At 60.4% G+C, this 13,599-nt stretch carries 15 protein-coding genes; 11 read left to right on the top strand and 4 right to left on the bottom strand.

Going from position 1 to position 13,599, the window contains the following annotated elements:
* Positions 1 to 139: 139 nt before the first annotated feature.
* Positions 140 to 940, bottom strand: a complete 801-nt coding sequence (locus FJ398_19125; GenBank protein MBM3840034.1) for a prepilin-type N-terminal cleavage/methylation domain-containing protein — start codon at positions 938 to 940, stop codon at positions 140 to 142.
* 282 nt (positions 941 to 1,222) lie between these two features.
* Here FJ398_19125 and FJ398_19120 point away from each other — a divergent pair, with 282 nt between their 5' ends.
* On the top strand, positions 1,223 to 1,594 hold the full coding sequence (locus FJ398_19120; protein ID MBM3840033.1) for a PQQ-dependent sugar dehydrogenase: 372 nt from the start codon (positions 1,223 to 1,225) through the stop codon (positions 1,592 to 1,594).
* 309 nt (positions 1,595 to 1,903) lie between these two features.
* Here FJ398_19120 and FJ398_19115 read toward each other — a convergent pair whose 3' ends face one another.
* From FJ398_19115 to FJ398_19105, 3 genes are read right to left on the bottom strand one after another with little or no spacing between them, the layout of a single operon-like run.
* Positions 1,904 to 2,281, bottom strand: coding sequence for a response regulator (locus FJ398_19115; GenBank protein ID MBM3840032.1), 378 nt, complete (start codon positions 2,279 to 2,281; stop codon positions 1,904 to 1,906).
* Positions 2,274 to 3,053 carry a PAS domain S-box protein gene (locus tag FJ398_19110; protein ID MBM3840031.1) on the bottom strand — a complete coding sequence of 260 codons (780 nt, stop codon included), beginning with the start codon at positions 3,051 to 3,053 and terminating at the stop codon, positions 2,274 to 2,276. The genes FJ398_19115 and FJ398_19110 overlap by 8 nt, the downstream gene beginning before the upstream one ends.
* Positions 3,028 to 3,705: a hypothetical protein gene (locus tag FJ398_19105; protein MBM3840030.1), complete on the bottom strand. Its 678-nt coding sequence runs from the start codon at positions 3,703 to 3,705 to the stop codon at positions 3,028 to 3,030. The genes FJ398_19110 and FJ398_19105 overlap by 26 nt, the downstream gene beginning before the upstream one ends.
* Positions 3,706 to 3,814: 109 nt before the next feature.
* Between FJ398_19105 and FJ398_19100 the strand changes: the two genes are divergently transcribed.
* The 10 genes from FJ398_19100 to FJ398_19055 all read left to right on the top strand — a co-directional run bounded on the left by FJ398_19100 (position 3,815) and on the right by FJ398_19055 (position 13,376).
* A complete protein-coding gene (locus tag FJ398_19100) occupies positions 3,815 to 4,804 on the top strand; it encodes a MoxR family ATPase (GenBank protein MBM3840029.1) in 990 nt (329 codons plus the stop codon).
* 42 nt (positions 4,805 to 4,846) lie between these two features.
* Positions 4,847 to 6,004, top strand: a complete 1,158-nt coding sequence (locus tag FJ398_19095) for a HEAT repeat domain-containing protein (protein MBM3840028.1) — start codon at positions 4,847 to 4,849, stop codon at positions 6,002 to 6,004.
* A complete protein-coding gene (locus FJ398_19090; protein MBM3840027.1) occupies positions 6,001 to 6,957 on the top strand; it encodes a DUF58 domain-containing protein in 957 nt (318 codons plus the stop codon). The genes FJ398_19095 and FJ398_19090 overlap by 4 nt, the downstream gene beginning before the upstream one ends.
* Positions 6,950 to 7,552: a hypothetical protein gene (locus FJ398_19085; GenBank protein MBM3840026.1), complete on the top strand. Its 603-nt coding sequence runs from the start codon at positions 6,950 to 6,952 to the stop codon at positions 7,550 to 7,552. The genes FJ398_19090 and FJ398_19085 overlap by 8 nt, the downstream gene beginning before the upstream one ends.
* Before the next feature lie 2 nt (positions 7,553 to 7,554).
* Positions 7,555 to 10,053 carry a c-type cytochrome gene (locus tag FJ398_19080; protein MBM3840025.1) on the top strand — a complete coding sequence of 833 codons (2,499 nt, stop codon included), beginning with the start codon at positions 7,555 to 7,557 and terminating at the stop codon, positions 10,051 to 10,053.
* Positions 10,054 to 10,106: 53 nt separating this feature from the next.
* Entirely contained in the window at positions 10,107 to 10,847 is a 741-nt protein-coding gene (locus tag FJ398_19075; GenBank protein ID MBM3840024.1) for a DUF1080 domain-containing protein, read from the top strand.
* 199 nt (positions 10,848 to 11,046) lie between these two features.
* Positions 11,047 to 11,352 (top strand): antibiotic biosynthesis monooxygenase, encoded by a 306-nt coding sequence (locus FJ398_19070; GenBank protein MBM3840023.1) that lies wholly within the window; start codon positions 11,047 to 11,049, stop codon positions 11,350 to 11,352.
* Between the two features lie 15 nt (positions 11,353 to 11,367).
* Positions 11,368 to 12,522, top strand: a complete 1,155-nt coding sequence (locus FJ398_19065; GenBank protein ID MBM3840022.1) for an iron-containing alcohol dehydrogenase — start codon at positions 11,368 to 11,370, stop codon at positions 12,520 to 12,522.
* Positions 12,523 to 12,587: 65 nt separating this feature from the next.
* On the top strand, positions 12,588 to 12,821 hold the full coding sequence (locus FJ398_19060; GenBank protein ID MBM3840021.1) for a type II secretion system protein: 234 nt from the start codon (positions 12,588 to 12,590) through the stop codon (positions 12,819 to 12,821).
* Between the two features lie 42 nt (positions 12,822 to 12,863).
* Complete coding sequence (locus tag FJ398_19055) at positions 12,864 to 13,376, top strand: hypothetical protein (GenBank protein MBM3840020.1); 513 nt, start codon at positions 12,864 to 12,866, stop codon at positions 13,374 to 13,376.
* The last annotated feature ends 223 nt before the right edge of the window (positions 13,377 to 13,599 follow it).

Here is a 13,599-nt window from a genome sequence, read left to right as displayed (position 1 = left end):
CCGAAGGGCGGCAGTTCTTTTTCGCCAGACTTCGTTGCTTGCTCCTTACAGATCCACTTCGGGATATGCTCGTCGCTCGCGCCTCGTCTGGCCGAAAAATCCCTTGCCGCGAACGTGAGCGTATTTATGAAATGGACCACTAAGGAGGCGACAGGTGGTGGGAGCGTTGGCGGATGTAACTGACATCCACGGGATCGCTCCGGACCGGGTGAGGATTCCCCGTGGGGGTTGAGTTGATCACCCGCAGCACGGGCGTTCGCCAACGATGCGATTCGGAGTGGCCATCGGCGAACGAGAGAACGCCGGACTTTTTGTCATGCAAAGCGCCGGGAGCGGTGAAGTAATCCTGGTTGTTCCGAATGGGAATCTCGAAAGGCGTGTAGCAAATGCTCGTCGGCTCCACGTCGATGAAGACGAACAACTCCGCCGGTTTGCCAAATTCGGAATTCTTCTTGTAGAAGGTCACGGGCGGGATCGGCGCGAACTGCTGCGGGCCGCCGTTCAAGTAATCGTTGATCGAGTAGCTCCGCAGTTTCGGAAGCCGGCGCGATCCGCTCGTGTAAACCGTCCGCTCGGCGGGGCACTTGTAAACCTCGATGCTTCGCAGGTAATTCGCGAAGGCGGCCCGCCTGGGATCGATGAGCGCGTTCGTATCGATGAATCCCGGGGTGGAGCCATGGACCGTGCTTTCGACCCAGTTCAATCCGCTGCCCGCCGGCGGGTTGTTGCGCACATTCGTGGGCAAGCCGCCGTTGTTATCGTCCTGGTACAGCGTCCACGTAAGCGACAATTGCTTGTGATTGCTGATGCACTTGGCGCGAAGGGCCTGTCCTTTCGCCCTGGCGAGCGCCGGCAAAAGCATGGCCGCCAGAATGGCAATGATCGCGATCACAACCAACAGTTCAATCAGGGTGAATCCGCGGCGGCTCCGGGCATGCATGCGAGGCGAACCATTGACTGCTTTGCCTGAATTGTCCAGCAGATCGAGCAGGTCGCACGCCGGTCAGGGTCAGTCTTGGCCAGACGCAAAAAGCGAGATTCAGTGGATCGAGTTGCGCGGCGTGGACGCGAAGCCGATCCGGATTGCGGCCGCGAACATCCAACGTCAGCACACGAGCGACGTGTCCCTGATGCCGGAAGGTTTGCACGCGGCGCTGACGATGCAGGAATTCACCGACCTCATCGAGTTTCTCGTCAGCTTGAAGCAGCCGGAGAGCGCGGCATGCCGACCGCAATCGAACCGCTGGCAAAAGCCATCGCGTTACGGCCGATCCTCCCGGAGGACGTGAAGTTCGAGCACCCGGTTTGGTTTGGCCCGGACGGATATCTTTACATTGGGATGGGCGACACCGGCCCGCAGGAAGATCCCCAGGGCCACGGACAGGATCCGAAACTCCGGTTGGGAAAACTGCTTCGGATCGATGTCGATCAGGAGGACGGCGAAAGGCCTTATTCGATCCCGGAAGATAATCCGTTTGCCGGGCGCGCGGGCTTTCGGCCGGAAATCTGGGCATATGGGTTCTGCGAACCGTGTCGGTTCAGCTTCGATCCGCTGACCAAGGAGCTGTGGGTCGGAGACGTGAGCCAGGATTGATACGAGGAAGTCGCCACGGCGCGGCGCGGCGAGAATCATGGCTGGAATGTCTATGAAGGTTTCGAGCGTTTCTCCTACCGCTATCGCCGGGAAAGCGAAGTCTTCGCCCCGCCCGTGTTCGCTTACAGCCGCAAGTATGGCGAACTTTACGTTGTGGGTTACGAAGGGATGATTTACAGAATGGATTTCGCCGGGACCAATTTCGAGTAGCTGCGTTTCCTTCCTTCGGACGCTCGAATCATCACCTCAGTGAAGGTGGGGCGAGGCTGGGCGAGGCTCCACCAGCGTTAACTGAGAGGTTGCGGCTCTCTAGGCTTCTTTCGGCGACGGCGCGTCTTGGCGGACGACCTGGCGGAGAACCTCGGCGAGGTCTTCCAGCCGGTACGGTTTGCTGACGCTGAAGCCGTGCTCGCGGAAGTTCGACATCGCCGGGTCCAGCGCATAACCGCTCGACACGATGGCCTTCACGTCCGGGTCGATCTTCGCGAGTTGCTCCAGCGCTTCGCGCGCGCCCATGGCGCCGGGCACGGTCAGATCCAGAATGACGGCCGCAAACGGGCGTTGGGCCTCCAGCGCTTCGGAATATCTCCGGATGGTTTCGGCGCCGTCTCTGGCTAATTCGACTTCGTATCCGAGCCAGCTCAAAGCCGCCATGACCAGCTCCCGAACCGACGCATCGTCATCCATGACCAGAATTCTGCCCGATCCGGTGGGAGGCTGGAGCAACGCCGGCTTCGGATGCGCGCGGGCATGAGTCGAAACCGGAAGATAAACCTCGAATCGCGTCCCGACCCCCAGCTCGGATTCCACCTGGATGACGCCGCCGTGCTTCTTGATGATCAAATAAGCCGTGGCCAATCCCACCCCGCCCAGCAGCGGCAATCAGCTCGCTCAAGGACGCGGTGCGTTTGAGAAGGTTGCCGCCTTTGGCGAAGGCCAGCAGTTGCTGGGTCAAATCCCGGGCTCGCAAGCAGGCTTTTTCCGCCTGTTCCAGGCGCTCCTGCAGTTCCGGTTCGGCTGGAGCGAACATGCGGGCCAGCGAAACGTTGCCGAGGATTCCGGTCATGATGTTGTTGAAGTCGTGCGCGATGCCGCCGGCGAGCAAGCCGAGGGATTCGATTCGGCTCGCTTTCACCATTTCCACCTCCAGCTTCTGTTTCTCGGTCACGTCTTGAAAAACCAGCACCGCTCCGCTGATTTGTCCGGCGGCGTCGAAAATAGGCGCGGCCCGCGCGGCCACCGCGCGTTCCTCGTCGTCCCGTGCGAGCAGAAGCGCCTCGGTGGGGAGATCGAGAACCTTTCCGGTTTGCAGGACGCGTTCGACCGGGTTCTCGACGTGTTCCCGGGTTTGTTCATCGACCAGAAAGAACACCTCGATGATTTTCCGCCCCAACGCTTTCAACCCCCAGCCGGTTAAGTTCTCCGCGACCTTGTTAATGAGGACGATCCTTCCATCCATGTTGGTGGTAATAACCCCGTCGGCCGTGGATCGGCAGGTACACGATGAACCCTGGTTCCGGGGGCCGGCGGACGCGGCTGAGCGAAGTCTTTCCCGTCGAAACGGGTTCGCCGGTGTCCCGGGCCCGCTCCATGGCCAGGCGGCGCTGCGGGTCTGAAAACGCGTCCCAACCCAGCGGCATGTGGGCGTGCTGACGAATATCCTCGAGATAAAGGATTGGGAAGTACTCGCTCCGTTTCGCTTCGGGCTTGATGCGATAAGCGGGATTCCTCGCGCGCATGGCGGACACGTGCTGGTCTCGATCCGCGTCCGGCACGCGTTGGGCAAAGCCAACCGCCAGGATGCCGGGATAGCTGTCGGCCAGGTTGCGCGCCGCAAAGTATTTCTTCCACTCCTCCTGAATCGCCAGTTTGCTCGTGAGAAACATTCCGCGCACGCCTCGCAAAACTTCCAGATGGAAGTCCAGGTAGAGTTGGGCCGTGTTGAACAGGGCGCTCACCGCGTCATCGAACCGCTTTTGATCGCGGGATTCGACGTGGCTGCGGAGTTGGAAGTAGAGAATTCCGGTTGAAAGCAGAGACACGGCCAGTACGGCATACGCCGATCCGCGCCGGCTCAGATTCTCTCGAATGCTGTGAGCGTCGTTCCGCATGCTCGATTTTTCAGCGGCGGAACCATACGGGCAACGCCCGGAGCAGGAAAGCTCTTTGTTGTCGGCCGACTTGTCCAACCCGCCGCTTTCGTCTTATTATCCCGCGCGCATGAATACGGGCATCACCGCAATCAACGAACAAGTGCAACGGGCGAGCGCCTTCGTCCATCCTCTTTTCAACGAACTGAACAAAATCATCGTCGGGCAGAAATACCTGCTGGAGCGACTGGCGATCGGCCTGCTGGCCAACGGCCATATTCTGCTCGAAGGCGTGCCGGGGTTGGCGAAAACCCTGTCCGTCAAATCGCTGGCGGCGTGCTTGAACGTGAAATTTTCCCGCCTGCAATTCACGCCGGACATGCTGCCGGCGGACGTGATCGGCACGCAGATTTACAATCCGCAATCCGGCAGCTTCACGACGCGCCAGGGCCCGATCTTTGCCAACCTGGTGCTGGCGGACGAAATCAATCGCGCGCCGGCCAAAGTCCAGAGCGCCTTGCTCGAAGCCATGCAGGAAAAACAGGTCACCATTGGCGAACAAACCTTCCATTTGCAGGAGCCTTTCCTGGTCCTGGCCACGCAAAACCCGATCGAACAGGAAGGCACCTATCCGCTGCCCGAAGCCCAGGTCGATCGCTTCATGCTCAAGCTCAAAATCGTTTATCCCTCCCGCGCCGAGGAACGCCAGATTCTGGAATTGATGGCGCGCACCACGAACATTCCCGAAGCGCAACCCGTGGTCGATGCCGAGCAAATTCTCTCCGCCCGCCGCGTGATCAACGACATCTACGTGGACGACAAAGTGAAGGATTACATTGTCGATCTGGTCTGCGCCACGCGCGACCCCGAGCCCTACAAAATCGCGGTGAAAGAATTCATTCAACTGGGCGCCTCCCCGCGCGCGACGATCTCGCTGACGCTCGCCGCCAAAGCGTTCGCCTTCCTGCGCGGCCGCGGCTACGTGACGCCGCAAGACGTCAAGAGCATCGGCATGGACGTGCTCCGGCACCGCGTCACGATCACCTACGAAGCCGAAGCCGAGGACAAGACAAGCGAGACCGTCATCCAGAAGATCTTCGATGAACTGCCCGTCCCGTGATGCGGATTTCAAATATCAAATTTGAGATTTGAGATTGGCTGCATGATTCCCCAGATTCCAAATCGAATTCAGAGACAGCACGAGGAACGCCGTTGGACGTCTGAGAAATGGTTTTGGGTTGCCCCTCTGCTTGCGCTGTGTTTGCTATTGATTGCTTCGCTTCCCAGATGGCTTGAACCTTCTTCTCGCGGGAAGTCCGTCCGCGAATGGTTCGAGGAGGCGCTTAATGACACAACTCCACGGACGGACATCATCCAAGCCTTCGCCCAGATGGAGGGCCGGACGGTGCCTTTCTTGATTCGTCGTCTGAATCCACATCCATCAGGCCTCGACAAGGCTCGGCAGCTAGCGCTGAATTTGCTTCCCAAACGCCTCGACAGAATCTTGGGCAGCCCACGGCCTGAATCCTACTACTCCTGGCGGTGTATGACTGCGTTGGAAATGCTTGGATACGTCGGAACGACGCAGCGGCTAAACTTGGATTCCAGGCAGCCGACTCGAAAGCCTTCGGTGGCCAAGGCTGTGCCACGCATTCGCGCTTTGTTGAGCGATGACAGTCCTTCCATCCGCAGCCAGGCGGCCCAGGCGTTGTGGTTCATCGGCCCGCCCGCAGCGCCTGCCATCCCTGAGCTTATTCGGCTTGCTGCGGATGCCAACGAAAAGGCGAGCACTCCAGCCGTCCAGGCATTTGGATTAATCGGGCCGGCGGCGAGCAATGCCGTCGAGCTTTTGTCGCAAATCGCTCGGAGTGATCGACGGGACCGTCTTGGAGCCATCCAGTCTCTGGGATTGATTGGTCAAGCGGCACGTTCAGCAACTCCGGCTTTGGTTTCACTTCTGAACGACGAGGACGACCAAATCCGGGTTGCTGCCGCACGGGCATTGGCACACTGCGGTGAGACTCCGGATGCGGCGACTCCCACTCTGGCGGCCATGCTCCAACACACAAACGAATGGTGGCGAATCGTCGCGACCTTGGCCCTTTGGAACAGGAATCCGAACGATGCGGGATTGACCGAAGCACTGGGGAAAGCTCTGCATTCTACGAATAGAGGTCCGCTCGCCTATTCCTTGGCGTACCTAGGAACCAATGCCGCACCGTTCCTCCCTCAACTCAAAGAACTGGCTGATGATCCAGACCCACATATCCGGCGTTTTAGCCGAATCGCGCTACGCAGGATTCAGACTTCCAAGCCATGATCCCTCGCGAGATATTGAAAAAAATCCGCCAGATCGAACTTCGGTCGATTCGCCTCGTGAACGAAACGCTGGCCGGTCAGTACCACAGCGTCTTCAAAGGCCAGGGCATGAATTTCGACGAAGTGCGCGAATACCAGCCCGGCGACGAAGTGCGGTTCATCGATTGGAACGTCACCGCCCGGATGAACCATCCGTTCATCAAGAAATTCGTCGAGGAACGGGAATTGACGGTCATGCTCGTCGTGGACATGAGCGCGTCCGGGTTGTTCGGTTCGCGGGACCAATCCAAGCGCGAACTCGCCGCCGAGATCGCCTCCGTGCTCGCGTTCTCCGCCATCCGCAACAACGACAAGGTCGGCCTGATTTTGTTCACCGAGGGCGTGGAGAAGTTCATTCCGCCCCGCAAAGGCCGGCGGCACGTGTTGCGCGTGATCCGGGAAATTCTATTTTATGAGCCGCGGCGCAAGGGCACAGACCTTAACACCGCGCTGGAGTTTCTCATGCGCGTCACGCGGCATCGGGCGATTGTGGTGGTCCTCTCGGATTTTCTCGGCCAGACGCATCCCACGCGGGCGGAGATGGCCGCTCACCTGCGCCGCCGCGTCATTCTTTCCGAGACGCTCGCCCAGACCTCGTTCACCACTCTGCGGCAGGCCAACCGCCGCCATGATGTCGTGGCCGTTCAGATCGTGGACCGTTTCGAGCAGGAATTGCCCGCGCTCGGTTATCTGGTCTTGAAGGACGCGGAAACGGGCGAAGTCGTGGAGATCAACACCGGCGACGAACGAAAGCGCAAGGCGTTTCAGGAGCGCCAGGTCAAAGCGCAGAACGAGCTGCGCCGGTTGCTCCTCTCGGCGAGGATTGATTCCATTCAGCTTCGCACCAATGAAACTTACACGGCGGCGCTGGGCCGATTCTTTGAGACGCGGGAAAGGCGGCGCAGGCATGGGTGATTTCATAAAGACGAACTCCAGCGCCTTCGTCGTTCCGCCGGGCTCAGACGCGAATACCAATGACATTCGCGGCATCAAGGCGCCGGTCGAGATCCTGAATGCCTGGGCCTGGCTCTGGTGGCTGGCCGGCGCGTTGGCGCTGGCGGCGCTGTGCGCGTGGCTTTGGCGGCGCTGGCGGCGGAAGAGGCGCGAACCGGCGCCTGTCGCCGTCATTCCGCCTCACGAACGCGCGCTGGAAAAATTGCGGGAAGCACTCGGCTTGATGAGACAGCCGCGTCCATTTTGCACCGCTGTGTCCGATGCCGTGCGTGTTTATTTGGAAGAACGCTTCGAGTTCCGAGCGCCGGAGCGCACGACCGAGGAATTCCTGGACGAACTTCAAACCAGCGCGCTGCTGTCCTTTGACCAAAAACAAACGCTCGGCGAATTTCTCATGCGCTGCGATCTGGTGAAGTTCGCGCGTTATGAACCAGGCGAACCGGAGTTGCGCCAGCTCTACGACGCCGCGGTCCGGCTCATTGAAGAAACCCAACCCCCGCCACCCGTCGCGGAGACCGGCGCCACGGCGACGGTGAAACCGAACGTTTCCTCCTGACCATGAGCTCTGTTGGTGAAGCTGAATCGGGGTGTCGGAGTGCCGGAGTGCCGGAGTGCCGTAGCGCAGATTTTCAATCTGCCGTATCGCAGGATTGCATCCTGCGGGGCGCCGACCAAACCTGCTCCTTACACGAATCCGTGGACGGCGGTCGCCAATCTCAAGGGGATTGCGTCCTCCAGCCCAGGGTTGCGAGGAACGAGCTACTCTGGGTAAAGCGAACGAGAAGGAACCAACCCCAAAGGGGTTGCGCCTCTCCGATCGGCCAAAGACGCAACCCCGTTGGGGTTGATCCCGTGTTCCCCCTTATTGCCCAGGGTAGCCGGGTAGCTCGTTCCTCGCAGCCCTGGGCTTTGCGTCGGAATCCCGTTGGGATTCTAAACGGAAGAATTGCGTGTAAGGAGCAGGACCAAACCGTGCCCGCCAGCATTTCTCAGCGCACCGCCGATTGCAAATCGGCGATACGGCAGACTGCAAGTCTGCGCTACGAGGGCCGCCGGCGGCGGCAACTTGTGGAAAGATTGCTTCTCATGGCCGTTGCGGTGCTCATTCCGCAGAGCGACGCCGCGGAACAGAAATCCACCGATCGTCGGCCGGGTTTGCGAGTATCTTTCGAGAGCCTGGAGGGAAGCGATCCCCGCGCGCGAGACGTCGCCACCTTGCCGAACCTCTGTCTTTACGTTCCTGCCGAGTCGGCACCGGCCTCCTTCATCCCGCCCGGTCGATTCACCGCCAACTGGCGCGGGTTCGTTTCGGTCGATCTCCGTTCGGATTATCGGTTCCAGGCGGAACTGAACGGGGAATTCAAAATGGAGGTCAACGGCGTTGTGGTGCTGGAAACCACGGGCGCCGGAGCGGCGTCATCGCCCGGCAAATTCATCCGGCTGAACAAGGGCACCAATTGGTTGACAGCCACCTTTCGAAGCCCGCCGAGCGGCGACGCCTTCCTGCGCGTGGACTGGACCCCGAAAGGCGGATTGCCTGGTCCCATTCCGCTCAATGCGCTCTCGCATCAACGCGACGAGGAATTGGAGCGAGGCGAGCGCCTGCGCCTGGGCCGGGCGCTCTTCATCGAACATCGTTGCGGCAAATGTCACACGGGCAAGCCGGTGGAAGGGAATCCCGAACTGGCCCTGGACGCGCCTGCGTTTGAAGGCATCGGCAGCCGCCGAAACATCCGTTGGATGGCGCAGTGGATTCTCGATCCCAAGAGCCAGCGGGCTTCGGCGCAAATGCCGAAACTGTTTCACGGCCCAGACGCCCTGAAAGATGCGGAGGCCGCGGCAGTTTTCCTGGCTTCCCTGAAAACCGGAGGCAACGCCTCCACGCCTCCCGATGTCTCCGGCGAACAAATCGAAGCCGGAAAGCAACTCTTCGACCATCTGCATTGCGCCGCTTGCCACAACGATCCGGGCGAAACGGCAGCCAGCGCCGAGCGAATTTCGCTCAAACACGTGCTGCAAAAATTTCCGGCGGGCCAACTCGCGCACTTCCTCAAAGATCCCGCCGCGCACTACGCGTGGAGCCGCATGCCGAATTTCAAACTCGACGACGATGAAACGCGCAAGCTGGCGGCTTTCCTGACGGACCGAGCCGATCAATCTCAACCGAACGACTCGGCTTCTGATCCCGCCACCGTCGAGCGGGGCAAGACGCTCGTTCAGACTGCCGGGTGTTTGAATTGCCACAACTTGCAATTGGAAAACCAATTTGCCGCAAAGCCCCTGGCCGACCTGCCGGCCTCACGCTGGAGTCAGGGTTGCCTGGCGAGCGCGCCGCTGGAGAAGTCCAGGGCGCCCTTCTTCGCCTTCACCGCCCGCGAGCGGGAAGCGTTGCAGGATTTTGCCGCCGGCGATCGAGCCGCGCTCGCGCGCTTCGTGCCGTCGGAATTCGCCGCGCGCCAGATCAGCGGACTGAAGTGCCAGGAATGCCACGGCAAATTCGACGGCTTTCCGCCGGTCGAGATTCTCGGCGGCAAGCTGAAGCCGGAATGGACTGCGGCCTTTCTCGCGGGCAAGGTTTCCTACAAGCCGCGTCCGTGGATTTCCGGGCGCATGCCCGCGTTCCCGGCCCACGCGGAAGCCCTGGCGCATGGACTGGCGATGCTGCATGGTTACCCGCCGAAAACTTTGCCCGAGCCGCCCCTGGATGCGGAAGCGGCGAAGATCGGACAGAAGCTGGTCTCGGCGGACGGCGGATTCTCTTGCATCGCGTGCCACGCCGTGGGCAAGGTCGGCGCGAACCTGGTGTTTGACAGCGCGGGGATCAATCTGGCTTACGCGGCGGACCGATTGCAGCGGTCCTATTTCACCCGCTGGCTTTTCAATCCGCTTTCGATTGATCCCAGTTCCAAAATGCCGGTCTATTTCGATGAAATGGGCAAAAGTCCCTTGACGGATGTCTTCGACGGCGACGGCGCGAAGCAGATCGACGCGATCTGGCAATATCTCCGCCTGGGCGATAAGATGCCGCCGCCGCCCGGCACTGAGCCGGCGCCGTGAGAGAGAAGTGAACCGGCTTCAGTATTCCTGAGCCACAAATCTGACAAAGCATTATGACAAAACCCAATTGGCCGTTCTCGGTAACCTTTTTCACTTTGACCAGGTTGCTGCTGGTTTGCTTTACATGGACGCTCCTTTTGCCAGGCCAAGCCCTCGCCGATGAACCGAACCAGCTCACCGAGGCTGAGAAAAAGGCCGGGTGGAAACTCCTCTTCGACGGCAAGACCACCCAAGGCTGGCGGAGTTTCAAGAAGCAAACCTTCCCGCAACAGGGATGGATCGTCGAGGACGGCTGGCTCAAGAAAGTCGCCAACGTGCGTCCTGGCGACATCATCAGTCAGGAGCAATTCACGGATTTCGAGTTGGAATGGGAATGGCGCCTGGCGCCGAAGGCGAACAACGGGCTGAAATATTTCATCACGGAAGAACGCTCCTCCCCCGTCGGCCACGAATACCAGATGTGGGACGACCTCGAACGGCCCATCAACAAGAGCAGCACGGCGGGGTTTTACGCCGTGTTGCCGCCGCTGGATAAGAAATCCAGAAAACCCGCCGGGGAAATCAATCGCTCACGCATTTTGGTCCAGGGCAATCACGTCGAACACTGGCTCAATGGCGAGAAAGTTTTGGAATACGAGCTCGGAAGCGAAGCAGTCATGGCCGGCGTAGCCACGAGCAAGTTCAAGAATGTCTCCGGCTTCGGCACCAAGATCAAAGGCCACATTCTCCTGACCGATCACCGCGATGAAGCGTGGTATCGCAATATCAAGATCCGCGAACTGCCGGCCCGATGAACCGTCCGAGAGCCAGCTTGATCCGCAGGGCCCATTGACAAAGTAGCGCAGAATTGAATTCTGCTGTATCGCGGATTTGGAATCCGCAGGGTTTCGGCGCGTTGGTGCGCTTGGATCCGCCGACGCCCTGCCGATGCAATTCGGCGATACGGCAGATTGAAAATCTGCGCTACTTTGTCAGCAGCCCAGAAAGGAAACCATGTTGATCGTCCATGTCGATGTGCGCGTGAAACCCGATCAGGTCGCGGCCTTCAAAGCGGCGACGCTGGAGAACGCGCGCCACAGCGTCCAGGAACCCGGCATCGCGCGCTTCGACGTGATCCAACGGCAGGATGACCCGGCGCGTTTCGTTCTGGTCGAGGTTTATCGAACCGATGACGCGCCGGCGAAACACAAGGAGACGGCGCATTACGCGAAATGGCGCGATACCGTCGCGCCGATGATGGCTGAACCAAGAACCAGCGTGAAATTCATCAACGTCTTTCCGGATGACAGCGCCTGGTAAGCAGATCAATCTCAGATGCAATTTGAATTCGGCACGGCGGCGCGGATTATTTTTGGTCCGGGAGCTTCCCGGGATGTCGGATCGCTCGCGAAGAACCTGGGCCGGCGCGCGCTCGTGGTGGTCGGCCGCTCGTTGGAGCGTTCTCACCGATTCATCGAGGCCTTGGAATCAAGCCGGATCGATTGCGCCGCCTTCCATGTCCCGCACGAGCCGACAACGAACCTGGTTTCCGCCGGCACCCAGATGGCGAAGGCCGCACAGTGCGACGTCGTGATCGCCGTCGGCGGCGGGAGCGTGCTGGATGCCGCCAAGGCGATCGCGGCCATCGCGAGCCATGGCGGCGAAGTGACCGATTACCTGGAGGTCGTCGGCCAAGGCAAGAGCTTGAATCAACCTGCCCTTCCCTGGATCGCGGTGCCGACGACCGCGGGCACGGGCGCCGAGGTGACGCGCAACGCCGTGCTGGCTTCGCCGGAGCACCGCATGAAAGCGAGCTTGCGCAGCCCAGGGTTGGTCGCGCGAGTGGCCCTCGTGGATCCCGAACTCACGCATGATCTCCCGCCGGCGTTGACCGCCAGCACTGGTCTGGACGCCCTCACGCAGTTGATCGAGCCGTACGTTTCGCACCGGGCCAACCCTATCACCGATGGTTTCTGTGTCGAAGGCTTGCGGCGTTGCGCCGGTTCGTTGCGCCGCGTCTTTGACAACGGGCGCGATGCACGCGCGAGAGAGGAGATGTCGCTCGCCAGCCTGTTGAGCGGGCTGGCTTTGGCCAATGCGGGCCTGGGTGCGGTTCATGGTTTTGCGGCGGCGATTGGAGGCATGTTTCCCGCGCCACACGGGGCCGTTTGCGCCGCGCTGTTGCCGCGCGTCATGGAGATGAACGTGCGGGCTTTGCGCGAGCGCGATCCGCAGAGTCCCTCGCTTCGGCGTTTTGGCGAAGTCGCCAGGCTGTTGACGGGGAATCCGGCGGCTGAACCAGCCGACGGGGTCGATTGGATTCGGGCGCTCTGCTCGGCGCTCCAGATACCTTCGCTGCGCGCCTACGGAATCGCGCCGGAGCATTTCCCCGAATTGACCGAGAAGACCGCCAAAGCCAGCAGCACGAAGAACAATCCCATCGTGCTTCACGTGGCTGAACTTCGGGAAATCCTGGCGGCCGCTATTTGACGTTGAGTTGATTCCGCGTCCGCGCCCGCCTCACGGGTGGCTTCACTCTCCTCGAACTCCTCGTCGTGATCGCCATCATCGCGATCCTCGCCGGCATGCTGCTGCCCGCGCTGGCCAAGGCGAAAACCAAGGCGCAAGGCATCTCCTGCATGAGCAACACCAAACAGCTCATGCTTGCCGTGCAACTTTACACGACGGAAAACAACGAGCATTACCCGATGAATACCCATGGCGGCGAAGCAGAATCGGGTCGCAAGATCAGCCAGAGCGCCGGGTACTATCCGTGGGTCATGGGTTGACTGGATTGGGGCCTCAGCGCGCACAACACGAACACGCTCTTCGTGGCCGACCCGGACTACGCCGTTCTGGCGAATTACTCCGCGCGCTCGGCCAAGATTTACAAGTGTCCCGCTGACAATTTCGTTCACCCGACGCAACGCCAGCGCGGCTTCAGGGAACGCGTCCGCAGCGTCTCCATGAACGGCGCGGTGGGGTTTGGCAACAAGGTCGCGACCGACGGCCTGCTCAATTGCGAGAAGGTTTTCGTCAAGACTTCCGACGTCATTAACCCGGCGCCGGCCAATCTCTGGGTGTTCGTGGACGAGCATCCGGACAGCATCAACGACGGCGCATTTTTCAACGCGCAGAACAGTTCCGAGTGGATCGACCTGCCGGGCAATTACCACAACAACGCGTGCGGCTTCGCGTTCGCGGACGGCCATTCCGAAATTCACAAATGGAAGAGCAGCGTCACGCGGTTTCCGATCAAGCTGGTTGACTTCTCCCGCACCGCCGTCTCCCGGACGGACGTGGACTACCGATGGATCGTGGACCGGACTTCCGCGCCGCGATAATAGCGATTGAGGTAAGGAGAACAGATTCTTGCCGCCGAGCGCTTACTGCTTGGTCCGCGGGATGGACGACAAAGCTCGTAGACCGGAGAACCGTAGCTATACAGATTTTCAATCTGCGGTATCGCCGATTTTCAATCGGCAGGGCGCCGGCAAGTCCCAGCGTGCTCGGACTGGGAGACGCCCCGCAGAATACAATTCTGCGCTACGGCAGAGTGCAACTCTG

It is taken from the genome of Verrucomicrobiota bacterium (genome assembly GCA_016871535.1).
Lineage (GTDB): Bacteria > Verrucomicrobiota > Verrucomicrobiia > Limisphaerales > SIBE01 > VHCZ01.
The sequence above is the reverse complement of the archived record's forward strand: the minus strand, read 5'-3'. Positions and strand labels throughout refer to the sequence as shown.

Excerpts from the sequence above, each read along its gene's own strand:
- FJ398_19125 (MBM3840034.1), bottom strand. The coding sequence starts at position 940 with ATGCATGCCCGGAGCCGCCGCGGATTCACCCTGATTGAACTGTTGGTT.
- FJ398_19120 (MBM3840033.1), top strand. The coding sequence starts at position 1,223 with ATGCCGACCGCAATCGAACCGCTGGCAAAAGCCATCGCGTTACGGCCG.
- FJ398_19115 (MBM3840032.1), bottom strand. The coding sequence starts at position 2,281 with ATGGATGACGATGCGTCGGTTCGGGAGCTGGTCATGGCGGCTTTGAGC.
- FJ398_19110 (MBM3840031.1), bottom strand. The coding sequence starts at position 3,053 with ATGGATGGAAGGATCGTCCTCATTAACAAGGTCGCGGAGAACTTAACC.
- FJ398_19105 (MBM3840030.1), bottom strand. The coding sequence starts at position 3,705 with ATGCGGAACGACGCTCACAGCATTCGAGAGAATCTGAGCCGGCGCGGA.
- FJ398_19100 (MBM3840029.1), top strand. The coding sequence starts at position 3,815 with ATGAATACGGGCATCACCGCAATCAACGAACAAGTGCAACGGGCGAGC.
- FJ398_19095 (MBM3840028.1), top strand. The coding sequence starts at position 4,847 with ATGATTCCCCAGATTCCAAATCGAATTCAGAGACAGCACGAGGAACGC.
- FJ398_19090 (MBM3840027.1), top strand. The coding sequence starts at position 6,001 with ATGATCCCTCGCGAGATATTGAAAAAAATCCGCCAGATCGAACTTCGG.
- FJ398_19085 (MBM3840026.1), top strand. The coding sequence starts at position 6,950 with ATGGGTGATTTCATAAAGACGAACTCCAGCGCCTTCGTCGTTCCGCCG.
- FJ398_19080 (MBM3840025.1), top strand. The coding sequence starts at position 7,555 with ATGAGCTCTGTTGGTGAAGCTGAATCGGGGTGTCGGAGTGCCGGAGTG.
- FJ398_19075 (MBM3840024.1), top strand. The coding sequence starts at position 10,107 with ATGACAAAACCCAATTGGCCGTTCTCGGTAACCTTTTTCACTTTGACC.
- FJ398_19070 (MBM3840023.1), top strand. The coding sequence starts at position 11,047 with ATGTTGATCGTCCATGTCGATGTGCGCGTGAAACCCGATCAGGTCGCG.
- FJ398_19065 (MBM3840022.1), top strand. The coding sequence starts at position 11,368 with ATGCAATTTGAATTCGGCACGGCGGCGCGGATTATTTTTGGTCCGGGA.